Source organism: Sphingobacterium bambusae (assembly GCF_033955345.1).
GTDB lineage: Bacteria > Bacteroidota > Bacteroidia > Sphingobacteriales > Sphingobacteriaceae > Sphingobacterium > Sphingobacterium bambusae.
This window is the reverse complement of record NZ_CP138332.1, coordinates 3158780-3183316: the sequence shown is the minus strand read 5'-3', so window position 1 is coordinate 3183316 and position 24537 is coordinate 3158780. Positions and strand designations below refer to the sequence as shown.

Sequence of the window (24537 nt, the reverse complement as noted above, 5' to 3'; positions counted from 1 at the left end):
CAGAAACGAAACCATTATAACACATTCATATACCTCCTGACAAGGGAAGGCATATGCATATTTATTAAACATCTTGAGTTCACCTGCATCAAAATGCTCAAAAACTAAGACTATCGAAACAGAATAAAAAACTAAACACTAAACAGTTACACAACAACCTCTTTGCTAAACAAAATTATGAGAGAGAAAAAAAACATCCCTGATAGCGGACGTATTCGAGATAAGGCTCGTTCGCAGGAGAAATTAATCCAAAGCATAGGCGATATATTAATTCGTAAATCATATGCTGAATTAAACATCAGTACTGTTACGAAGATATCGCAGCTAAATCCTAAGCTCATCTACCTTTACTTCGAAAACCTAGAAGGGCTTATAAGGACGTACTTAAATCGTAAGATATCGCAAAAGGAGAATGCCCTACGCTTAGCTGAACACATGGCTTCCATTCCGCATCAAGTTGTTGATGAAGATATCTTTTCTTTACTAGAAATTCAATTCGAGAAAATAACGCAAGACCCTGAGTGGAAAGGCATTTTGCATTGGGGAATGTCCTGCAAAAATGATCTCACCTTGCCATTGTTGAAGCAACACGAGAAGACACTTAACGTGGTTGTGGAGATCTTGAAAAAAAACAAAAAACTTGCGGAACATATCGACCCTGTCCTATATGCACTACTAGCAGCAGGCACCACATTCATCGCAATAAATTCTCGTCTCAAAGACGCAAAATTGTTAGGACTTGATTTAAATGACGAACAGACAAAGAAACGGATCAAAGACACACTAGAAAGAATTTTAATCAAAAGTGGTTAAATAGCGGTGCGGATGTTTTTAGAATTTTTGGAACGGTTTGCTGATAACACCGTTCACTACATAAAAAGATTATTATGCAAAGATCTCCTTATATATCCGCATTTATTCTACTATCTAGTTTGACAAGCAGTTGCCAAGTTGCCGACCTCGTCTTTCATACGGGAACTTGGTCAGGAGTAATCCTTGTAACTGCATTCAGTGTAGTTATTATATGGATCATTGTACGCCTCATGGGCAAACGTCGTAGAAATGATTGGACGAAACCGTAAAATCAACCACATAGCAACGAGAAAACGGTTAAATAACGAAAAGCAACGTTCACAGCAATAAAATCTTTACATAAAAGAGATGCATTAAAAAAACGTTGGACACGTGATTACCGCGCGTCCAACATCAAGCATTATCGTTACACAATCCATTAGTAGCCAAAAGCACGAAATTCCGCCAAATGTGTACTTGTAACTGTGCTCACCCTAGGTTCCACAATCATTATGCGGACAAATCTCGTTTTCACTGGAACAATAGCGTAATCCTGCCAAGTTGCCGGATTGTCATCAGATATAAATGTTAAATTTTGTGCTACGGAAACCCAATCATTCCCATTATTCGACACCTCAATATGGAAAGTCCTGAATCCGCCACCGGTGTTATTATGCCTTCGAATCATACCAATTTGTGACAACACCTTCTCGGATCCAAAATCGATACTGAACCAATGTGGAAAAACAGGGTTACTACCACTTGACCATGTTGAATGCCAAAAGCTGTTAATATTATCATCAATTAGAGAAATTGCCTTACCGTTAGCTGCACCTTCTTGTGTTTCTACCGACGAAACCTGTGCTGTCCACTCATTTTTAGGCATTTCCGTAGCAATAACTTCTTCGATAACAATAGCATAACCTTCTTTCCCTGTGATCGTAGCCGTTACAGGCGTCATTTGACCTGCAACATTAAAAGAAATCAATTCCGACCGATCTGTATTTGACAAGGTCGTCGATCTCGCCTCTCCGTTGACAACATAGTCGATCTTGACACTAATAGGTTCTTGTATATCATTTGTCCATTGCACATTACCCGTCTGACCTCTTAAAAAATACTTAAAAGAAGGTAAAAGCCGTTTAAATTGTAGTGCTCCCGGCTTGCTGCTTTTCATAGCACTCCCTACACGATCAAGCTCATTATCAATAACCTGTATCGTAAAATCAACAGCAACCGTTTCATCAAGCAATCCGTTAACTTCAACTGTTGCACCTCCCCGGCCACGACTTTCCACGGCATGCTGCTCTCCATCCAACGAATACCCGATGGTGTAAGTAAATTCCTTATCTGTTTCTGTATCGGGGAATACAAAACGGACGCCCCCTTCAATTTCACTCACGATCATTTGTTGAACTTTGAAGTCACTTTCAAAGGGTCTGCTCTGTACTTGAAAACTGGTTGCCTTCGAAGCCGTATTGTCTTCGGTGTAATACACTACATCAAACGAATACGTCGCAATCTCTTCAACGGGGATCACTGTTTCTACGTCAAATGAATCTACACGTAACGATTTAAGCTGCCCTGCTTCTCGATATGTAATCATCGCTCTGCTCACGCGATCACTAATCTGAGGCCAATAAATTTCAATCTGTTTATTAAAAGCCGCTATGACCGTTAGATTCGAAGGTCTCGCTGTAGGACGGGTTTCCGCCACCACCACTTCTCCTTGTTGCATAGGCGGAAAAATAAGCGCTTCCTCTTTACACGAAGCTATGCTAAAAATCATCAGGATCAATAACAGCAACAGCGTACTATCATTTAATTTCAATGCTTTCATAATCAACTATTGTTAATCAACTAAAAATTCCGATTCGAATCTGCCAAGAAAAACCTGTCCTTCGAGGTTCCAGGTGTCTTGGGTTTGCAATTGCATCCAGTAAAAAATCTGTGTAAATACGTCTGTCGATTGGAACAGCACCGCATTCGGATCGGCAAAAGGCATGTCATTGGCAGAAATGATCTTTCTGGTGACTCCTTGAGCTGCCACTGCAGGCTTTCCAGAAACCCGATTCTCAAACTTACTATTTACCAATTCATCCATCGGCCAATATCCCACCAAACGACTATCCTGCAACGCAGTTGCCGGCAAGCCTATTCGATTTGCGTTTTCCGCCACTTCACTATCCGATAGTGCCTTATTCCAAATATGCACATCGCACATCTGCATATCTATCGGCAGTCCACTAAAAATGTAGGGAAAATACCCAAAAGTCAATCCCGTGGAAGAAGCAAGGTTAGCCATGTTCAGGCTTTCATTTGAAGGAGAAGCCACCAACGCACCATTGACATAAAGCTTTGCAGTAGGAACATTGTTCACTTTCAGCAAAACAGCGGTAATATGCGCCCATTCTCCGGCAGAGGATACTGTCCCCATTCCACTTTCGATCTTCGTTGCCCCATCAGCGGCATAAAAAGTTAGTCCCGCGCCACTCTTAAAAAATGCCCAACCGGGTGTTTGACCCGTCCGCTGCGCATTCTTGCCTAAAAACGGCGTATTGAGTGCATATGCATAACCTCCCTGTACGGCATTCATTTTAATCTTCGCCTCTACGGTTAATTCTCCCGTATAGGCCGCGTTATAAACCTTTTCAGCGTCGTTATCAACAGGATTATTTCGACCTCGAAAAGCAGATGCCCCATAGTAAGCATAGCTCGGTTGAAGAGGGTCGAAAAAGCCAAAGAAACGCAAAGCTTCCATCTTGTCCGCAACGAGCTCCAAGCTTCTAAACCTAGGATTTTGAAAAACTGCAAATATATTGCGCTCTTCCGCACTATCTCCACCATAGGAATTTTCTATCCCTCCATGGTTCGACGTAATGACAACCAACCAATCTTCAAATTCAAAATTTTCACGAGCTTTCATTGCCGCCAAAATCTCTCCAATATAGCCATCCACTCGATTTAAGGCATCTACATAACCACTGTTGTCGGCAGAAAAACCACCTATTTTTCCCGCCTCCAGCACATCGGTAAACTGTAGGATCAAGACATCGGAAATTTTAGTATCCAGAAGCCCAACAGCCAAATCTTTTACCTCTTCGTCGGAAGTTGCTTGATGGCTTTCGTTCGCACTAACCAATAACCGATCACTAATCCCAGCATTGCGAGCAACGGCATAAGTGCGCAAGCTAGGAGCCAACGTAGCCATGCGATATAGCATTGATGGATAACCTGCAGTATTGGCATGATGGTCATTCTCGTCCGGCTTTGGGATGAAGGAATCATCCTCAATATGATGCGCGCTAGAAGAGACGCCACTCATCATCGTCATCCAACTGGCAGCGTCGCCAGTATTCTCATCTGCCAACGCATCGAAAGTATACTTACTAGTCGCCAGCATTGCCTCAATATTCGTCGGCATCACCTCTTTTACGACCGTTCCTACCGCACCATCCACCGAGATAAAGAGGACTTTTCTCCGCATCTCCATAGCTCGTCCATCCTCCTGTTCTTCAAAAATCGCGGGCGGATTTTCATATTTTGTGCAAGCTACATGCCCCAAGACTAACATGAGCATAACCATCAAACACGGTTTATTTAAGATTTTTATTTTCATAATCCTTCGCTTTAAATATCGTAAAACACCCCAAGCTCAGCCAAGGCGACATGCACCTCTCCACCTAGATTTGTCTGTGCAAATTCAAAGCGGACATAGCGAGACTCCACTATGTTCGGGAATGCAAACTCCCGTCGTACATTACGCTGCGCAGCAGATTCGCTGCTCTTTGCCAGCTCATACTCTCCCATTTTTGTCCAATTCGACCTATCGTTGCTTATGTATACATTAACCCGAGGTTGGTAAGTATTTCCCTGTCTGTTTTGTATGTAAAAGCCTTTAAAAGCAGTCACATCCTTCATGTCCATATAAATGTTAACAGGTAGGGTTGTAGCAGGTGAACATCCATTGTAGCAAGTATGCCAATAGGTTGAAGGATTGCCATCAATCAAAGCGGCAAAGGATCCAATACTTTCACCTGCCGCCGTCGCTGCATTAGACGTAAATTCAAATGTACCTCCTGGAAGATCATATTTCGGAGCAACAGCGCCATCACCACCCGAGAAAGTCAATGGATTATATTGCCAAACAGCTGTTTCCATCGGCGGATAAAGGTTTCGTATTTCACGTTTGGCAGAACCCGATATGGCAATACCCCAAGCCGTAAAAAAGCGTTGGTAATCCCGACCAGCGAAATGACATAGCTGTCTGTAGAAATAATCTTTTTTTGCTTGGTCCAACGCAAGGGTAATATCCTCATTTCTAGAGCGTGAGTAAATGTAAGGCATGAAGTCCCATCCCGATTCTCCATTTTTACCCTTCACTTTATCAAAAATTTGCAAGAACGGGGTCAACCGAAAAAATGGTGCGCCATCGGCAACTGCAGCGGGAAGAGCCGAAAAATTCTTTGCACCAGAACCATCAGCGAAAGCCAGCGCTGCGGGAATCATTTCGGCAAGTGCCGGATGGAAACCTATGCGTTGGGTAACTCCACGGTTCCGTGCTGCATTGAAGACAAACAGATTATTCGTCGTTTCCCCCAAATCAGACCAACTCCATGAGCGCACCTGCTGGTAGTTGTGTCCAACCTCATGATAGGTACCCCAAGAAGTTCCCCTCCGCACAGTCTGTGGGTTAATCAGCTCGTCCAGCCAGTATTCATCCTCCTGCATCACCCATGGATTTCCGGAATGGGCATAACCTGCGGAAGGATGTATATCCATAACTGCTCGTTCTGGAAGTTGCGGGTAAGCATTGAAGGGCTGAGAGGCTGTTGGTGTAAGTCCCATCCACTTATAGTAGTCGTCTTCATAGGTTTTGTCCCAAAGTTGCAGAGCCTCTTCCACCCCATTGGCACGCCCTTGTTGAATAAAACGGACAATGAGTGAACGTGGCACGGTAAAAATGGTCCGATTGGCACGGAGCTCCAACCAGGGCACATCATTGGCCAACACGTCGCGTTGCCAGTCGACGAGATTGGATTTGCCAAGTATAAAGTCAGAAGACCTCACTGCCCCTGCGAAGGCAAGAGATACAGCTTCGGTCTTTGCAACACTATTGAATATCCAAATCGTTCCACCAAAGAGGTTTTTCACATAATTAACCCCGGGAAAAAGTTCTTTTCTTGTGTAAATTATAGCCTCACGACGAGGCGCGTCCTTACCGGTAATGTTGTCTGTATGAGCCCCCACTTGCACCATTAGACCGGATATCCCCTGCGGAACAGTGATCCTAATAACCTCCCCCGCAGGCGCATATAAACCTGTGCTATAGAAGGGAACGGGCGCACTTTGAACTTTGTAAGCATCCGCAGATATATATATATCCGGCAAATCGAGTGCAATTACAGTATCCTGTTTGAATCGAGCAACAGCATCCCCCACAAGGCCGGGATAGATTCTTGCCTTTGTGTACATACTTTTGTCGGCGACAAACATGGTCGTATCCGTCAAAATATCGGAAGCTACCGAATCGCCGTCCTGATAACCGTCTTTGAAATCAAAATTATACTTACCACAGGAGGCGCACAGCAAAACTGCTGCAATATAACCTCCCAAAAGCATTACATATCTTTTCATAACCCTCTCTGTTAAAATCGTTAATTTCGAACTTGACTATAATTTGGACTCCAACTCTTTCCGTCTATACCCCAAGCTTGTTCCACACTCACGCCCAACCATTGGTAAATTACAAAAGGAACATCCACCGCGTTGGGAACCATTCGATAGAAAGAGTCCGAAATTGGGGGTTGGAAGAAGGCAACCAGTTCATTAAAGCTAATCCAACTTGTCGGTCCCTGCAGACGGAAGTTGCCAGCATTACCTGTTTTATCTGTCAAAGTCGTCGTATTCACGTCGGAATAACAAGGCCAATACCCCTCTAAGTCAGACCAGAATGGGTGGCTTTCACCAACGTCCACGATGCCTGTGTATTGCCGCACCTCTGCAGGAGTGAAGGCCTTATTATAGATCTGTACATTCGCGATAGATAAATCACAATCAGTGTTTCCATCTCCCGCGATATATCCCAATGTAAGTGGAGCATTATTGTTTAAAGAACTGGTATTTACACTAGCCCTTACCTCCCGCGATGATTCTGCCAATCCATCGGTATAAGTAAAGACCGAATCTGTCGCTCCACTACGCCGAATCACCACGGTCAAAGCATGCCATTGTCCATCATTAATCACTTTTCCAAAAACCTGCCCAGCTACCGAACTATTGAAGCCCCAGTAATCCCCTTCTAAAAACATATTCCAACCCGGACCGGAAAAACCCTGCGCACGTTTGGAGAAAAACGAAGGATAATAGTAAAAGGAGCCAGCAGTATTGTAGCGCAAAAATAGGTTTATCGTCCAGTCTTCTGCTGCACCCATATTGAGCTTCGATACGTCGCTCAATTTACCGACAACTTGATTTCCACCACCATAGGTGTAACGAACAGCATTTCCTGAGAAAGGCACATCGTTTGCACTAGGTCTTGGCGTTACTTTCGTCGAGAATCGTGGTGAATAGAACATACAATACGTCTCACGCTCAGGGTCTCCAAAAGCTGTGTAATCAACCTCATCTTTTTCATACATTCCTCCTTTTGCAGAGGTAATGACGATCAACCAATTTTCATTGTTATATGTCGTGCGTGCTTTCACAGCATCTACTAACGTCATGATTTGCAGGTCGATTTTTTCTAATGCTTGAGCATAGGAAGCAGACGTAGCGTCTTCGCTAACTTGCGCTAAAGCTGACAATTGCAACACCTGCAAATCGGCACTATCTGTCTCTAGTCCAATCGTTGCTTTCGCCAGTAATTGGTCATCATCAGCCTCTATAACGATATCAGCGGCATCCTCTCCGAGAACCGCAGCATATTGCTGAGAGCTGGTATAGAATGTGGAAGATCGCGCTTCATTAAGGTCTGCCAGTCTTGAAATGATCGTCGGATACATCGCTTTGTTCAACAAGCTAATATCTGTCCCCGTCACGCCATTTTTTGCTCCATCAACCCCGGTAAGTAATGATGCCCATACGGATTCGCTGGTCACCTCAAAACTGGTAGATGCATCCGTTAGACCACCGTAGGTAACCAAGGCATTACGCCCCATTAATGTCAAGTTTGTAGGCTCCAACCGCTGCACAGCGGGCCCGCTTAGGCTTTCGACAACGATCAGCAACACTTTGTCTCTCACGGGTGCCGGATCTTGAGCCTCCCCGTATTCCTCCAATAAATTCGGGAACCCCTTATTACAGCTGTCTAGCCCAACCAAGATGATCGCTCCTACTAAAATCACACTAAAATATCTGCTAAAATTTATCATGGTCAATACGTTTTAATGCTTAGTTTTTTATCTCTATCCTCACAAGTCTTCCTGCCCTATGCCCATCGAATCCGAAAATTGCTCCTCCAAGCAGCAGAGCTGGATTTCCAAGGGACGATGTCGTTTCAACAACCTTGTAGAGTGCTCCTGAGAAAGGAGAAAAGGAATTGTACAATTGCAGCATAGAACCATTAGCTTCCAACACAAGAAGATTGGATCGCGGCACACCGTTATAGGTGTCGAAAGTTCCGTCTAACAGCACCTTGCCGTTGTTCAATACATAGCCATAGGTAGGTACACCAGCTCCGATATCCCCGAGAACAAACCCATCATCTTTAGAACCGTTTTCATTTAATACGGCAACGCCATTGGCCGCTGTACCGTTAAACGTCGAGAAATTGCCCGCCACCACAAATTTCCTCACTTGTGGATTGTAGGTTATCGATTGGATCCGCGAGGCGCCACTTCCAACCGAAAATCCTTCGTCCACTGTCCCGTCGACATTCAACCGCACAATTCCAGGAGCAGCCTTACCGTTGAACTGCGAAAAAGCACCGACTAATACGATCTTATTATCTGCCATTTGTACGGCATCAGCAATGGCGCCATTAGCCCCCTCATGATTATAGCTATATGTAGAATCTAACGTTCCATCCGACTTTAATCGCATGACGTTACGGGCAGAAGTGAGAATAGGCCGCCGTGTTTCGCGCGAAGAATAGGTATAGTCGATCTTCAAGTGTCTCGTAAAATTACCTACGGCAATTACCTTATCATCAGCGACACCAAAAACTTTCAGCACCGATCCTCCCGTCACTCCACCGTTAAATGAAGAAACGGTGTCAAGACTATTCTGCGGAAACTCCGTGGTGTTAATCACATCGACCACGGTTGTATCCAATCGACCTGAAGGCAGCAGCTTTGCAATGCCATAAACTTCCCGATCATTGAACGAAGATATTGCGCCTCCAACAACAAACGAACCGCTGCTCATCCGCGCTATTGAATTTATATTATAAGCACCTTTTCCAAAAGTCATAGCAGATGAACTTCTACCGTTTGCATCAATAAAGTGTATACCACGAATGAAAGTCGTTTCGTTATTCGCTTGTTCTTCAAAATTCGTGAAAGCACCAACCACGATGTAACCGCCCGCATTGGGAATAAAGTCGCTTACAAAGCCATTAAATCCGTTTACAATTCCATAGTTGGCATCGAACGACACATTTCCCTGAATCTGTAGGCGTGGGCCATAAAACACTTGGTTTTCAACCACTATTTTTGCATCTCCAGAAGAAATCTGCATCGGCACACGGACGACAACGAGTGAATCTTCTGCCGACACGACTTCCATTGGCGTATTATTGACGAAAAAATCTAGGTTACCAACGTATGGACGAAGTCCTTTCACCTGAAATTCTACCAATTCTCCCGGTTTCGCTACTTCAGGAGTTGGGTAATTGCTAATAAAACCGATGCCCAAGGACCCCTTACCTCCGCTATATGGATCTTCTCCTACCATCAAATCTTTACTGCAAGCTGTCAACAGAAAAAGAATAAAGGATAAACAAATAATCTTCATATCAAGTCTTTTCATAATCATGAGGTTTTAATTCGTTGTGATTCCCTTGGCTAAGGCTTCCTGCACAAATAAATAGGAGAGAAATCCGAAGGCATGCTTAGAGAATTGAAGCACATGTAAAGCGCCATTAGCAGGCTGAATATCTGACGTAGCAACTGGAGCTGTAATAAATGGTATGTAACTTACCCCAGTATTGTTCCCCCTCGAAAACGGATAATTAAGATACAACTGTCTATAACCCGCATATTTTATGACTTGATCCGTACCATCAGAATTTTTGGTAACCGCATCATTGTAAAGCACACCGATATTCATATCGTCATTTTCATAGGTTACATATCCCTGTCCTGGAAATGCGGAGAGGTTCAGCGTGTCCAACTGCGGAAAGTCTTTGGCAAGATATGTTCCCTTAAGGATATACCGACTGAAAAATTTACGCCATACACTGGGGTCTACCTGACGCAAGGAGGTAATCGTATCTTGACCGCTTTCGTAGAGATATGCATTCAAAGCCCAAACAGATTTGAGTACACATTGATCTGTCGGCGCAAAAAACGTCACATGCTCCCTCTGCAATACTTGATCCAGCCCAGCAATCTGCAAGGCTACCTGTAAAGTATCAAAAAGCTCGGGTCTCGTTTCTAGATATTCCCATATGGAGCCTCCGAAATGGGCATCATGCGTGCCCGATTCATCATAATATTCCTTCTGACAAGCCGAAAAGAACACTATTCCAACCAATACCAAACAACAGATACTAACAAAACATTTCATCACAGATCGCATTAGTTTGTCCAAAAATTATTTAATTGCATAAAAGGATTGTTCGCCAATGCCGCAGCATCTATCGGCCAAGTCCATCCACCATTCCTATAGGCTGCCACACTCATTGGAGCCGTTGTGTATTCCGAGTTGATAACCTTGCCGGTACGAACCAAGTCATAATAGAAATTTCCTTCACCGAAGAGCTCCCTTGCGCGTTCCCACCATATTGCATCTTTCAGATCGTCACCTTCGTCAGTAATATTGGGAGCCTGTGCTCTTCGACGTACCACATTGACCACCTCGCGCGCTTCCACGTCGCTATTCAGCTCTGCCAAAGCCTCTGCCCGTAGTAAAATGGCGTCCACATAGCGAAAAACCATCTGATTATCATCCGGATTCGCATCCTCTCCTTCTTCCATAAACACGTTCAAAAATTTTAAGCATTGAAAAAGCCCCGTCGTATTATAGATATACTCGTCAAACCAATACACTTTCCGAAGATCTTGTTGTGCAGCGGGATATAGTTTCTCGAAAAAGCGCGATTCGTAATAGATGTATGAATTTGGCGTCACTTTATTCGGTGCACGTAATACATAATCCGAAAAGGATGCAGAGAGGTGGAATGTCTCCCCGAAATTATAGTTTTGTACGATTTCAAATAATCCCTCTCTGGTTCGACCCTTAAATATCTCCCGTGTGCGGGATAAGGGCAAAAGCTCATAGGCACCATTATTTTCTTCCATGATCTCGCGTCCTAGTTCAGCAACTTTTCTGTAGTTCGCAGATTTATCAGCCGTCGTAAATCCCGCGATCCACATGTTAATGTGCATATTTAGCACGATCGCACTTCCACGCATCGCACGAACAGCGACGATAGATGGATCATCAAAGGTCCATGGAAGATCTTGATAATGCGCATCCAAGTCTGTCGAAATATTTTCCAGCACGGTCAGCATATTCGTGCGCGGCAGTGGATCGGTGTTGACCGTCGTATAAAATGGTACATCACCATAGATGCGTACCATAAAGAAATAAGCCAAAGACCGCAGGAAAACCGCTTCAGCTTTATATCTACTCACATCGGCTTCAGAAAGAAATGGCATTTCCCGATTTTCAAGCTCATAGTACAGGATATTCGCATTCTGTACCATCTTGTAAAACGTATTCCATTTCGTGATCTGGTCGAAACCAAAATAAGAGAAGTCATCCAATCGTGCGAAGATGGCATTAAGATTATTGGTACGTAAAAAAGAAAGATAATCTCTTCCCTCCCCTGCCGTCGCACTCGTACGAATAATCGGCGCACAGCGAAGATCCCCGCTTGCCGGAAAAAAAATATTACTCATCGTTGCTGCACGGAAGCTTCCATAGATTCCGCCCAAGTACTGTTCCACGTCATTTTTTGAAGTCCAGTAATTATTTCCCGTAAGCTTATCGATCTGCGTAATATCCAAGAAGTTTTTACCACAAGATAGTAGTAGCAAGCTGCAATAGCTCAAGCATATGTATATCAATTTTCTTTTCATCTCTTTTAAAACTGAATGTTCATACCAAATGTATAACTACGCTTATTCGGATAGCCTGAAGAAGCATCGCGCCCCACTGCGGTTACCAGCTCAGGGTCAGGGCCAGAATAACGATTGAAATTATAGATGTTGAATGCTGTCACATAAACCCGTGCAGAGCTCACCCCCAACCGTTGCGACCATTTCCGATCGAAGTTGTAGCTTAACGTTGCCGAGTTGAATTTTAGATATGATCCATCCTCTAAAAACATGGTGGAGTTATACCGGTAAGGATTGTATAACGAGAGGCGCGTAAAGTCAGACACGTTAGGATAATCTGCATTATCTCCCTGCTGCCGCCAAACATTATACGCATCTAGTGGTACATAGGCTCCTGGGTTATTACCACCCCCAATCGCATTTGCTCCGGTCGGATCGGAATAGTTTCTGAATCGATCTGCCAAAGCTGTATTCAAAATATCACGTTTCAACGTAAAGGAGAACTGGGTAGTAAGCGACCAATTTTTGTACTGGGCGAAGGTGTTAAAACCGCCGGTAATCATAGGTTGCGAATTGCCTACAAAAACGAGGTCATTTTCATCCAAAATATAATCGCCGTTCATATCGGTAAACTTAGGGTCACCTGCGCGGAAGAAACGTCCTTCAGATAAAGTTCCTCCTGCACGATAACGCAAACCGGTCAACGGATTTACGGGAACCTCATCGTCGGACATAAATACGCCTTCATAGTTGTACAGCACAAAAGTCATGGTATTACGCCCCAAGCGATAAAACTGTGGCAAATCAAATCCCGAATTATCAGCTTGCAACAACTGTCGAACACCATCAGGAAGAGATGCTGTCACATCTCGGTTGATAGCTCCATTGGCACTGAACGTAAACTTCCAATCTGGATTTTCAATTTTAGGCCGGTAACTTAGGATGAATTCATGCCCATAGTTTACAAGACTAGTTTCGTTTGTCAAGACATTGCTAAAAGCATTGTGATTAGCGATAGCCTTCGATCGTAATATCTGATCGACTTGCCGATAATACGTCTCATAAGTCAGGTAAAACATGCTATTGAAGAACCCAAGATCAAGTCCGCCAGACCACTGTGTTGATGATTGCGGCATCAAATTGACGTTTGGCGCATTAGCTAGATCCAGCGATGTCGTCGGCCGATTGTTGTATGTCTGTGCATCAATGCGGTACCAGCCATACAGGTCAGATAGTGAACCTGTCGGCGTTATATTTCGACCATAGGTTCCGCGAATAAAACCAACATCAAGCCAAGATACATCTTCTAAAAAGCTTTCTCTTTTGAAGTTCCACCGTAAACCGACAGATGGATTATATGACCAAGGCGATGCGCCTCCCGTTGTCGAGGTTCCATCGATACGGTAGGTTCCTTCGACGATATATTTGGAGTCGTAATTATAGGAAACGCTTCCCGCATAAGCGATTGATCTGAAATTTGTCAGGTTGTTAAGTGTCCCTCCCAGCGAAAGTCTAGTGTTGTAACTTATTCCCGTGGTAAATTGGTCATTCGCTGTGCCGAATACGCGATTCAGATCGGAACGAAAATCCGACATTTCCATTTCGGAGAAACCATAGATATTCATGGTATGTCTGCCATCCATCCAGCTTTTCACATAGGACAACATATTTCTATTATACAACTTATTCCGTCGCTCGTTATAGCTATACACCTCCGAGCTATTTCCATTCAGCAGCTCAGGTGTAAAACGATCCTTAGTTGCTGAGGAGTAATTAAAATTTACAGTACTCGTAGCTCTTAATCCTGGAAAAGGCTCGTATTGCAGCTCTACCTGCGAGACAAAATTCCCCGTTTTATTATCATCCAACACACTGAGTGCAGATAGCGCCCCCATACTTCCCGAATAGATGGACGGAGCAGGAAAAAGCGAGCTCGTGTTCACCGATTCTCCAACGCCAGTCTGCATCATGGCATTGCCACTCCCCAAACTATTTTTAGCCATATTCGTGTTTACGTTTGCCAAGAGGCGAAACCGATCATTTGGCATGTACTGCATATTAGACTGAATGGTGTATCGTTTAAAACCTGTGTTCTCAATAATACCACGCTCATCAAAATAGCCCATATTTACTTTGTAATTGAAGGCCACATCACCACCAGACACGTTTAAATTATGGGAATGGTTGATCGTATTTCTGTAAAAATAAGATTGCCAATCTGTAGAGTTATTGAAATATGGATTTAAACTATCGGCTAAGATTGGGTTATCATTTATCCGTCTAATTGCTGCAGCAAAGGTCGTGTCGTATTGCATGATTTGGTCAATACGCATCCAACGTTCTTGTTTTCCGCCGATGGTCTGTCTCAGGCTTGGCACCGCGTTGAAAAACATCTGCCCGGTGTATTGTATAATTGGGACTTTGGAGTTACCGCGCTTTGTGGTGACCAAAATGACACCATATGCACCACGAGAGCCATACAACGCTGTTGCTTGTGCATCTTTTAGCACCGTGATATCCTGAATATCTTCGGGAGGAATCATCGAGATTGGCGAGATCCCCGGCCCTGCAGTCTGAAAACCATATTCATATCCAGTATTGTCATCTACCGGAACTCCGTCAATAACAAACAGCGGCGAGGTTGGTGTTAGAAAGGAATTGTCACCACTGCCGGAAACATTGATGTTAGAGATCCCGCGAATGGCCATTGTGCCACGCATCCCAGGGCTACCCGTATTGTTCTGAATGTTTAGACCAGCAACCTTTCCTTGCAGTAGTTCAACAAAATTTCCGGCAGGGATATCCTGTATGTCCTTACCACTAATTGTCACCACAGAACCAGTCAATGTTTCACGTTTCCGTTGCTGATAACCAACAACCACGGTCTCTTCAAGTTCTTGAAAAGTCGACGTCATCTGGATAGCATATTCCGTTTTTCCAGCTGCGATTGTCTGTTTAACCGTTCCATATCCTTGCAATTTAAACAGCAGAACACCGTTCGTTGGTGCCGAAACGACAAATCTACCGTCATCGCCTGTTTTTCCAAGATCCCGTTTTGGCGACTCGAGAGATACCGTCACGTTTGCTAAAGCGGTATTGTCACTGGCTTTAACCGTACCTTTGACCAGCACCGTCTGAGCCTGACCAATAGTATGTCCGAACAGGCCAAGAAACAACAGGATGCAAAAAACTATCTTCAATTTCATATTTTTAAGCTAGAGTCAGTTAGTACCTTGTTTAATTAAATAATGGCGTCTCGCCGGAAAATCGGAATTGAATCTCCCAATGCCCCTCCTCATAAATGGCAAAGTAAAGTCCGAAGGAAGCCCGTTCGATAAAACCAAAATCATTCATCCGCCTGTATCCAAAATCCAGCTTGGCATATTGCCCCCCAACGATGGTATAAGGAGTCTCTATGTTCGTCAGCGGAATGGGATAGGAGACATCATAGATTACTTTGTTATTTTCTATTCTGTGATTAAAGCCATGCACCAGTTCATCCCACTTCGTATCATTAAACCTATTGGGATCAATGGGGTTATTGAGGGAATCTAAAAAACTTATCTTTAACGTTTTAGTGCCATCCTTGGGTGCCTCTTCATCCTTATTGAAATACACACGGATAGCAGATGATCCTATGGCGGTTCGCGTGCGCGTACCTACCATGTTGGTCGCGTAGTTTGCAAACGAGTAAGGCAGAAGTGCCAAACCGGTAACTGGATCAACAATACTGGGCTCATAAGGTCGTTCGCGGAAAGGTTTCAATTTAAAATCTCGCAAGTACCTTCTCCCACCCGAGTTGGCAAGTTCAACGTCGAATGTATACCCTGAATCAGGCTGAGCGCGAATAAACGCCGAGCTACCGGCTCCCCAAAAGTTGATATTACCCGAATGTTGCAATATTTCCAAGATGGGTCGATATTCTATCTTACGTTTCCCCTCTATCTCCGCAATGGAAGATTCTGACCCATCGTACATCTCCGTCCATACTTTCACTGGAAATTTATCTGTAAACAGTGTCGGCACAGCCTGACCATCCGCATCCTTGATATTGACGATCTTAAACGAGAGCGGTTGCGAGGTATTTTGGCCAATCGACAGTATGTTCGTATAAAAAGTGTTTCTGCCAATTACAGGCGTAAACTCTTTCACATTGTAGGATACGTCCTGTCCCAAAGAATCCATATCATCGGGAAGATTTTTCGTACACGAGCACATAATCAATATGCCCAATAAAAATGTCGCGAGTGTTTTCAATCTATAGTTCTTCATCATTGATAGGTCGCTAGTTGAGCCGTTAGTTTACTAAATCCGAAATTGTGACTTGGAGTCAATTGATGTACATAGCCATTGGTTGTTTTTACGTTTACCATCGAGGTGAAGCTCTCCTGCCAATACCGATAAAAAATGGAGTTGTTCATATCACTGAGCTTTATTTGCTGTTGCCCCCCTCCAACAAATCCCGATGAGGACGTCACTTGATAGTGCAAGTGCATGCGGTAGTTATTCGCACTACGTATCTCAATACCTTCCACGTATGGCCTAAGGTCTTCGGTCGCGATACTACGCGCAAATGCATAATGGTGCACCGTGGAATCTAACAATGCTTGTGGTATGTCCTCGATATACAGGGGTGCTCGGCCATTAACTCGGCGGACGCTATTCAATCCTTCCAGCGCATTGCTAAAGCTGTTGTTCGTCATAGCAAAAAAGGTAATCGGAGCGTCAGTTTGCATAAGCTGTACCCGAAGGGCTGGCACACGATCCAACACCAGCAACAAGGAATCGTACAGCCCCACTTGTGCCTCCAAAAATGCCAACGTGGTTCCAGGATATTGCACCTCATCCATGGTGTAATCTTCGTAGTAATTATTCCCTTTTTCGCAACCAAAAAGGCTAAAGATGACCAGCAACATTGTAACTATTTGTTTTGTTCTTTTCATTGGTATTTTCTTATTTAGAGAGCTTGAAAAAACGTGTTCAGGTCTTTCTCGCTCTTGGACATCAACTTCATCTTATCTCCAATAATCGTTTTGAGTAAGCTTGCTATTACGCTTCAGAACGTCTGCGGCTATCGGCCAGAATATTCCTTCTTCCTCAATAAGGCGATTCAACGTTGGATTATTTTTCTTGATGCGCGCATATCGAACCTGATCATACCATCGCCAGCCCTCACCCATCAATTCTCGACGACGTTCCAAAAATATCTCGTCAATTAAATCTCCACCAAACCCAGCGATAAATGGAGAAACTCCACGGTTAAACTTCACATAGTTGAGGTATTTGATGGCTTCATCACTGTTTCCCAATACGGCATTTATCTCTGCATAGAGCAGTTGCATTTCTTCTAATCGAGAAAACACAATATTTGACCCGAAGATGGAGAAGTCAGCATCTCCAGAGCCATCACGAATCACCCTTATCTTGCTAAAAATTGGGATATCGCCATTAAAGTCTGTGAAATAATTTGTGCGGATCAATCCAGATACCGTGTCTATTCCAAAACGGGTATCCGTAGATTCTAGAAAAATTTTGTTAATCGTGTCTTTTGGCACGTAGATATCGGGGTTGGCACGTGTCACCAAAGGATAGGCCAACGTTAGCGATTCGATATGCCCTGTAGCCGCAGCCTCCCCTAACACATAAGATGAACGCAGGGCTAAAATCTGGTTCTTATCACTTGGTGCAAAAAGTCCGGTTGTGCTATTCAACAGATTAGGCACCGAATAAGCCACAATAGCCGAGCTACTTGCATTTTCTAAAGCGAAACGCGCATATACCTCTGCATTCAGATATTTTCCTTGCCAAGCAGCAACATGCGCCAAAATAGCATAGGCTGATATCTTATTGACCAACACACCTGCCCAAGTACTGTATCCCTCGCCATAATACTGCTGAGAGCCCGATGCATACACATAAGGCAAATCCTGAGCAGCAGCAAGAAGCTCTTGTTCCGCAAAAGCAAGCACCGTATTTTGCGGAGTACGTGCCACCTCGGCAAACAGCCCGTCATCGTAGGAGCGCGTCAATAAGGGAACATCGCCCCACACACGCGCCATGTAGAAATAGGCAAAAGCGCGCAATGTACGGGCTTGTGCTACGTCATATTTTAAGTCCCGTTCGGTATAACGGCTATCGCTATCCAAGACCTTCGGTGCACGTTCAATAAATAACGAGGCGGCATTGATCACCGCATAAAAACGGCGCCAGTTAGATAACTCTTGCACAATAGGATACGATGCGTTTAAGGTGTTTTTTGATACAGCACCCAAATCGGCACGCGAGTAGGGAACGAAATCACCAAATCGCATCTCCCCGTACACCCAATGGGCATAATTATCCACCATTGCTGCCCTCAGCAACCCATACACCCCCATTAAAGCTGCTCGTGTGTCAGAAATCGACTGCCATTGCAGCTGCTCCGCACCGGCATTCGAGGATACAATGTCTAATTTGTTATTACAAGAGCTTGTACAACATAGCATCGCTATGACAAGTATCATTGAAGAAACGAATTTACTTATTCTCATTTTTTCCAGTATCTTTTCCATAATAAATGCTATAGTTCTATTTTTAAACCCACGGTCGTAATAGGAGCCATAGGCAAGCCATACCCCGAATAATAGCCATCAAAATCAATGAGTTCGGGATCTCCTCCAGAAAATTTAGTCCAGGTCAATAGATTGGTTCCCGTCACAAACAAGGCTGCCTTCCGTAGTGATTTGAATCGATTCTGTATCGTACTCAATTTTGCTAAATCGTAGCTTAACGATACCGAACGTAACTTCAAGAAGGAAGCATTCTCCAAAAACAAATCCTGCTCCACACGATACGGCACAACCGCGCTCCAAGGGTTGTATATAGGGTATCTACTGATATCCACATCCTGTTGCCAGTGAAAAACTTCCCGTATCCCCGCCAATGAATTGCTGGCTTCGTTATTTATAAAATCATACTTGGATGATGCGCGCTGGTTTAATGCTTTGTGTCCTATGGCAAAGTAAAATTGAAAGGCCAAGTCGAAATTCCTGTAGGAAAAATTGTTCTGAAATGCCCCAACTAATTTAGGCATGGCATTACCCTTCAAAACGCGATCCTCTTGATCTATTTTAAAATCTCCATTTTGATCCTTCCATATAGGATCGCCAACTTGAAAAGGTACACCTTCGAATTGCAGTCTTTCACCATCTCGAACAGGAATATCCGTTACGTTGGCATAAATACCCTCATTCTCGAAAAGCCAGAATTGATCTATTGCATGCCCTACCTCAAGCTTCCTTTGTCCTACCGTCAACTCTTGTAATCCGTTAGGCAGCGCAGTAAGCTTATTCTTATTCCAACTAAAATTGAGCGAGGAATTCCACTTCAATCCATCTGCAGCAGTTAGAACTTTCGCAGCCAACGTAAATTCCAGCCCGCTATTCTGAACAGACAAACCATTCAGCAGTTGGCTGTCATAGCCATACTCTGCAGGAACGGGGATTGGCACCACCTGATTTTGGTCTTTTTTCAGGTAGCCACTTAGACGTAGGTTCAGCCGGTTGGCCAGAAACCCCGCATCAAGATCTATCGAAGCATGCTCCGTATAGGGCCAATCCATTCCATATCCTACCCAACCTTCGGAATAAGGACGAGAAGCAACGGCAAAACCGTTATAAGACACTAGCCCCGATTCAGACCCCCAGGCTAAGTCGGCAACATAATTTGGTCCAATAGCATAGCGGCTTGTCATCGTAGGCTTTCCTATACGAGCCCATCCGCCTCCAATCGTAAACTGGCTAAGTAATCCAGCATCTATCAAGTCCTTTTCAAGGAAATGATATTTCGCCGAAATTGCAGGTGTAAATAGCCAGCGGCTGTCAGGCTGCACCGTGGAGGATCCGTCATAACGTAACAACGCGTCTACCTCTAGCCGGTTTTTATAGCGAAATGCACCAGAAAAATAAACCGAATGCATACGAAAATCCTCTCGATTGCTCCAACGGTTGACATACAAACCGCCCACCGGCTGTAAATATCCGTCCTTATTACTATCACCTTCTACGACATTGATCTTAACAAAATCATTAGGCCCATCATAGGCTCGCGCATAGGAATAGCGATACAAATCTTCTTGGTAGATTGATCCTAGAGATAGATTCAATTTATAATCTGGATTTGCGTCATAATCCCAAGCCAACTTGTTACTATAGATGTAACGTTGGTTGTATCCAAAGTAATTTGACATGTAGTTGTTCCGCTCCATGAGGGACGACGGAAAAAAGACATCCCGATAACCTTCTGAATAGTCAATACCCATACTGGTATTGTATTTCAAATTACGAAGAAAGTAAACATCAAAAGTCAGCAAAGCTTGTCCCGAATTGACAATATTATCATCAATTGCTTGGTTATACACATCTAAATATTGTTCGTAAACATCTCTGCTGGGTGATAAGGGCACAGAAAGATCAGGCACATAAGCCGCTTCGCCAAAACGATCCCGTAGGCTCCGGTTGCGATCGCGCGTGTTACGATTTGCATTCACGACTGCTCCCATATTAAACCATTCAAAAGGAGCCATGTTTACATTAAACAGCGCGTGGTAACGTCGGAACCGAGTTTCGTCCGCGGTAGACCCATTGTTCGTATACCCGCCGTAAAAAGCAAAATTTGCACGCTCGCTACCGCCCCGAATTCCAAGATTCGCATTGTATAACGGCTGATTTTGGTAATAGGATTGGTTCCAGTTGGCAGGCCCATAATAATTTACATTGGTAGAATCGTTGAGATAGCCTGGATAGGTAAGTCGATCGCCCAAAGATCCATATTTACTGTAAAACTGTTGACGAAAGTAGTTCTCATATTGTGCGTTGACAGGAGTAACGCTAGGCGGAGAAGAAACACCAAAATAGGAGTTGAAGGAAATCTCACGTCTCCCTTCTTTTCCTGCTTTCGTTAGTATCCAAATAGCACCATTGGCCGCTAGCGGCCCTAGAGTCGCCAAACGCAACGGATCCTTGACGACTTCAATGGACGATATTGTCGATAGATCTATGCCAGCGAAATTATCGGTTGCCGGCCCTAAGCGGTTGAATTGGTATTGCTGTATCGCATAGGTAAAATTATTCTCCCGTGCGAGAGGCACACCGTTGACATAAACGGTGGGTTGTGTTTGCGTGGCGTCTTTTTGGCTAAAGATTGGCGTTCCAAGTCCTCGGATGTTCATATTCTTAGGCGTGCCAGGTTCACCGTTTGCCTCCTGCACATACAAACCTGCCACCTGCCCCTTGGTATAGTGTACGGGACTCACAAAAGGCAAATGCTCAATCTCCTGTAGTCGCACGGAATCCTTTACCCCCTGTTTGTTGTACAGTGTCTGAAATCTGCTTTTTAGCAAAACCTCATTCACCGTTTGTTCTTGCACTGTATCTTGCAACAGAAGGTTCCCTGCGGCAACGACCTGCCCAAATAGCGGGATCATGCATAAAAAACACCAGAGTTTTTTCATCAGTTTTAAAAATTAGGTCATTTCAAATCGGATAGTTTTTTCATTTCTAAGTGCTGAGGTTTATCTTCAAAAACAGCACAGCGCAAACAGCCGCGAACGAACAGTCGTTACAGCAAAATGATCTAGAAATGAATTTCTATTCGGTCAAATACAAGTTAGTAGTCGAAGAAGAAGTGAAGTATCAAACACACCCGTCTTCTTTGGTAAAACGGTACTATTCTTTCGCTTTACCTGAACAAATATTAGATATATGTTTTGAATTTCTACTATCCCCATTGCAAGAAAACGTTTGCGTAAAATAACGCAAACGTTTGCATACTCTTTCATGAATGGGATTCATGAGCACTTTTGGGACAAGAAAGCTACGAATGGATCATCAATAGATGTAAGCAGATAAATTGCACCAGCAAAACAACGGGTGTGCATACTATTTTAAGGAATTAATTTTCTATAGATATAGAAAAACAGTAACAAAGCCTACTATTGACAAAAATACATAAGCCTTTTATCTAAAAAACGAACAATTGGCATATACAGAAGCAATTGCAGACCTCCCATTAAAAGGCTATCTACAATCGCTTAAAAACACAGAAACGAAACGGTATTATTCTCTAGTTATCAAAATTGGTTCGCTAAACATCGAGCCGTTTAGCGTAAGTATAAAATAAGCATAAAAAAGCCGGTCCCCTTTTAGATCATCACCGACCTAAACAAATATCGATTGTTCTTGGGAATAGAGAGAATTGTTGCTAATTTAGGTGTGTAGAATTTGAGTATTAGCGGGGCAATTCCATGAATTCCATGGGAACGTTCTTTATTTTTTTGGGGACCGGAAGCACAGAAAGTTACGGTAAGCCATACATTCATATATCTTCGCTGGAGACTCGCCTTAACCTGCGTAGAACAATGTTTGTAGGAAGGCTCATCTTCCCTATCTGTCCATATTATCAATTGCGGAGAGTATAAACAGCTTCATGTAACGTCCTAAATTTGTTAGGCCCGTATAAGAAGAAGCTTTGTTTATTTGTCTGCCCCGCTTTCCTTTCAGTGACAATCTTCGCATTTAACAGCTTTTTCCTGAGGCTTGGTCTTCATTACCTGCCGTAGAAAAATTGTCAAAAGCGAAATCCTGCCACTAAATTGTCAATCAACATGTCAATTAGCCTCTAAACATCTTTTAATAAAAATGTTATTGGAAAAACGGGAGATATAAAACAATCCGAATCTCCATATGGCTAACACTCAAAGATATAAAACAATTGTAAGAAAAAGAAAAAAGTTTTTAAAAAAATATATATACAAAAAAGAACTGTGGGTAAAGCTGTAAATAAAGAATTGGCAAAATTAATTTCAGTTCGCATAGACGAAATACTTGATCTTACGGGATTGACGCTAATTGGTTTGGCAAATTTCACGGAAGTAGGCGAAAAGGCGATCAGAAGCTACCATAGTAGAACGCTGCCTATATCCGTAGAAATCGTGAATAAGCTATGCGATCCCTTTTCGATAACACTCGCACAGTTTTTTGACTTCAACAGCCCTGTTCAGCTTTCTGCACAGGGAATAGCGCTACTGGAGGAGTATCGACAGCAGTTTTTCCATAAAAGAAAGGGCTACTTTAAAGAAGAAAAAGATGCCTTTATTGCCAAACCGAAAAGTACCGGACCTAAAAGAGAACGTGAATCTGTGGCCTACGTCGTCAAACAAACCGACTATTTCGCCGAAGGTAAATCCATCGCTCAAATGATCTCAGATTTCAATAAAGAGTACGACCTGCAGCTAGAGTCTGGGCGTTTATACGACTTATTGAAAAAATATCTAGGAAAAGAACTGGATCGCGTTGCTTCTGCAAAAACCAATCAAGATGGCCTAACCTCCAAAAGGGAGGTTTTTCTGTATTACCGTAGAAAAAACAACTGAGCCGACACATAACCAATCAATCACAAGCAAGTCAACCCTAATTCTCCGTTAGCAGATAACTATTGATCGAAGGCTTCCATCAGGCGTTTCAATTCCAATGTCGTTATGGGCATTACCGAGCCATGCCTCGGTGTAAAATTACCCTTTGTATCGGTATTCTTTAACCATTTAAAGTTGGAAAGATCCGCACTGATACAAAACTGATAGTATCCATCAGCGTAGCAGTCGTACATCAATATATAGTTATCCGAATCGATAAGCTTAAAGATACTGGATCCTTCCACGATCGCATTGGTTTTATGCAGATGCCTATATTCCGCGGTATAAGGGCCTGTCAATTTTGATGAAGTAGCACGCAAAATACCATTTCGAGTCTTCAAACCTTTGTTCGTCGTAGAAAGCCCTTCGTCTTTGAAAAATAGAACAAATTGATCGCGCTGTTTATCATGTATGATGTCCGCGTCTATCGCTGCTGTTCCAAAATCGAATAGAAGCTTAGGCTCCGTAATATCTGTAAATTCCTTGTTCGCATACGAATAGTAAATCTTAAAATAAGGTTGGAAACGATCTCCCACGGCATATTCCCAGTCGTGCCGACCTACGGTATAGTAAATAAGGTACCGCTTCTTTTTTGCATCCCAAATGGTTTGTGGTGCCCACACCGCATGTAGATTTTCCCGATCAAAGCCTTTAAGCTTGGGAAAACGGCTCGGAAAATCGATCGCTGTATGCTCCCAATGGATCAAATCCTTGCTTTTCATTAAGATAAGACCATCGTTGCTTTGCCAGCCTTCGCTGGATCGCATGTCGGTCAAAACCATATAAAATGTCGCCCCATCTTCGGCCCGCAAAATATGTGGATCACGAATCCCTTTTTTCAACGTAATACTATCAGATCCTATAACAGGTTTTCCATCATGCAATGCGCGATAATTTACGCCATCCTCACTGACGGCATAACGAACCTGCTCGCCGTCCGGGCTGTTGCCCGAGAAATACACAAAAAGATAATGTTCAAACTTAGCTTGTTGGGCGTAGCTACATAAGCTAGTAAACTGTATGAAAACACAGCAGAAAAACGGGAGTAAAGTATTTTTAATCATGTTAACG

15 protein-coding genes are annotated in these 24537 nt (G+C 43.5%); 2 read left to right on the top strand and 13 right to left on the bottom strand.

Translation table 11 applies throughout. The features are described from left to right. Positions 1-177 precede the first annotated feature (177 nt). Entirely contained in the window at positions 178-813 is a 636-nt protein-coding gene (locus tag SCB77_RS13255) for a TetR/AcrR family transcriptional regulator (RefSeq protein ID WP_320182486.1), read from the top strand. Between the two features lie 418 nt (positions 814-1231). Here the strand turns inward: SCB77_RS13255 and SCB77_RS13250 are convergent, their stop codons facing one another. The 12 genes from SCB77_RS13250 to SCB77_RS13195 form a co-directional block, all read right to left on the bottom strand. Next, entirely contained in the window at positions 1232-2632 is a 1401-nt protein-coding gene (locus SCB77_RS13250; protein WP_320182485.1) for a discoidin domain-containing protein, read from the bottom strand. Positions 2633-2644: 12 nt separating this feature from the next. Then, positions 2645-4372, bottom strand: coding sequence for a LamG-like jellyroll fold domain-containing protein (locus tag SCB77_RS13245; protein WP_320182484.1), 1728 nt, complete (start codon positions 4370-4372; stop codon positions 2645-2647). Between the two features lie 50 nt (positions 4373-4422). Next, on the bottom strand, positions 4423-6429 hold the full coding sequence (locus SCB77_RS13240) for a M60 family metallopeptidase (protein WP_320182483.1): 2007 nt from the start codon (positions 6427-6429) through the stop codon (positions 4423-4425). 20 nt (positions 6430-6449) lie between these two features. Beyond that, a complete protein-coding gene (locus tag SCB77_RS13235; protein ID WP_320182482.1) occupies positions 6450-8165 on the bottom strand; it encodes a LamG-like jellyroll fold domain-containing protein in 1716 nt (571 codons plus the stop codon). 19 nt (positions 8166-8184) lie between these two features. After that, entirely contained in the window at positions 8185-9762 is a 1578-nt protein-coding gene (locus SCB77_RS13230) for a DUF5008 domain-containing protein (protein ID WP_320182481.1), read from the bottom strand. A 12-nt stretch (positions 9763-9774) separates the two neighbouring features. Next, on the bottom strand, positions 9775-10521 hold the full coding sequence (locus SCB77_RS13225) for a fasciclin domain-containing protein (protein WP_320182480.1): 747 nt from the start codon (positions 10519-10521) through the stop codon (positions 9775-9777). Positions 10522-10532: 11 nt separating this feature from the next. Continuing rightward, the gene (locus SCB77_RS13220; RefSeq protein ID WP_320182479.1) at positions 10533-12038 is read right to left on the bottom strand and encodes a RagB/SusD family nutrient uptake outer membrane protein; all 1506 of its coding nucleotides are present in this window, start codon (positions 12036-12038) and stop codon (positions 10533-10535) included. A 5-nt stretch (positions 12039-12043) separates the two neighbouring features. Then, positions 12044-15223, bottom strand: coding sequence for a SusC/RagA family TonB-linked outer membrane protein (locus SCB77_RS13215; protein WP_320182478.1), 3180 nt, complete (start codon positions 15221-15223; stop codon positions 12044-12046). A gap of 31 nt (positions 15224-15254) precedes the next feature. Next, positions 15255-16292 (bottom strand): DUF5007 domain-containing protein, encoded by a 1038-nt coding sequence (locus SCB77_RS13210; RefSeq protein ID WP_320182477.1) that lies wholly within the window; start codon positions 16290-16292, stop codon positions 15255-15257. Continuing rightward, positions 16289-16960, bottom strand: coding sequence for a hypothetical protein (locus SCB77_RS13205; RefSeq protein ID WP_320182476.1), 672 nt, complete (start codon positions 16958-16960; stop codon positions 16289-16291). The genes SCB77_RS13210 and SCB77_RS13205 overlap by 4 nt, the downstream gene beginning before the upstream one ends. Before the next feature lie 72 nt (positions 16961-17032). Continuing rightward, positions 17033-18520, bottom strand: coding sequence for a RagB/SusD family nutrient uptake outer membrane protein (locus tag SCB77_RS13200; RefSeq protein WP_320182475.1), 1488 nt, complete (start codon positions 18518-18520; stop codon positions 17033-17035). Positions 18521-18576: 56 nt separating this feature from the next. Continuing rightward, positions 18577-21507 (bottom strand): SusC/RagA family TonB-linked outer membrane protein, encoded by a 2931-nt coding sequence (locus tag SCB77_RS13195; RefSeq protein WP_320182474.1) that lies wholly within the window; start codon positions 21505-21507, stop codon positions 18577-18579. A 1335-nt stretch (positions 21508-22842) separates the two neighbouring features. Between SCB77_RS13195 and SCB77_RS13190 the strand changes: the two genes are divergently transcribed. Further along, the gene (locus SCB77_RS13190; protein WP_320182473.1) at positions 22843-23427 is read left to right on the top strand and encodes a hypothetical protein; all 585 of its coding nucleotides are present in this window, start codon (positions 22843-22845) and stop codon (positions 23425-23427) included. Between the two features lie 59 nt (positions 23428-23486). Here SCB77_RS13190 and SCB77_RS13185 read toward each other — a convergent pair whose 3' ends face one another. Further along, entirely contained in the window at positions 23487-24530 is a 1044-nt protein-coding gene (locus SCB77_RS13185) for a glycoside hydrolase family 43 protein (protein WP_320182472.1), read from the bottom strand. Between the last annotated feature and the right edge of the window lie 7 nt (positions 24531-24537).

Bases quoted from the DNA above. Each gene is read 5' to 3' on its own strand.
- SCB77_RS13255 (WP_320182486.1), top strand. From the start codon at position 178: ATGAGAGAGAAAAAAAACATCCCTGATAGCGGACGTATTCGAGATAAG.
- SCB77_RS13250 (WP_320182485.1), bottom strand. From the start codon at position 2,632: ATGAAAGCATTGAAATTAAATGATAGTACGCTGTTGCTGTTATTGATC.
- SCB77_RS13245 (WP_320182484.1), bottom strand. From the start codon at position 4,372: ATGCTCATGTTAGTCTTGGGGCATGTAGCTTGCACAAAATATGAAAAT.
- SCB77_RS13240 (WP_320182483.1), bottom strand. From the start codon at position 6,429: ATGAAAAGATATGTAATGCTTTTGGGAGGTTATATTGCAGCAGTTTTG.
- SCB77_RS13235 (WP_320182482.1), bottom strand. From the start codon at position 8,165: ATGATAAATTTTAGCAGATATTTTAGTGTGATTTTAGTAGGAGCGATC.
- SCB77_RS13230 (WP_320182481.1), bottom strand. From the start codon at position 9,762: ATGAAAAGACTTGATATGAAGATTATTTGTTTATCCTTTATTCTTTTT.
- SCB77_RS13225 (WP_320182480.1), bottom strand. From the start codon at position 10,521: ATGAAATGTTTTGTTAGTATCTGTTGTTTGGTATTGGTTGGAATAGTG.
- SCB77_RS13220 (WP_320182479.1), bottom strand. From the start codon at position 12,038: ATGAAAAGAAAATTGATATACATATGCTTGAGCTATTGCAGCTTGCTA.
- SCB77_RS13215 (WP_320182478.1), bottom strand. From the start codon at position 15,223: ATGAAATTGAAGATAGTTTTTTGCATCCTGTTGTTTCTTGGCCTGTTC.
- SCB77_RS13210 (WP_320182477.1), bottom strand. From the start codon at position 16,292: ATGATGAAGAACTATAGATTGAAAACACTCGCGACATTTTTATTGGGC.
- SCB77_RS13205 (WP_320182476.1), bottom strand. From the start codon at position 16,960: ATGAAAAGAACAAAACAAATAGTTACAATGTTGCTGGTCATCTTTAGC.
- SCB77_RS13200 (WP_320182475.1), bottom strand. From the start codon at position 18,520: ATGATACTTGTCATAGCGATGCTATGTTGTACAAGCTCTTGTAATAAC.
- SCB77_RS13195 (WP_320182474.1), bottom strand. From the start codon at position 21,507: ATGAAAAAACTCTGGTGTTTTTTATGCATGATCCCGCTATTTGGGCAG.
- SCB77_RS13185 (WP_320182472.1), bottom strand. From the start codon at position 24,530: ATGATTAAAAATACTTTACTCCCGTTTTTCTGCTGTGTTTTCATACAG.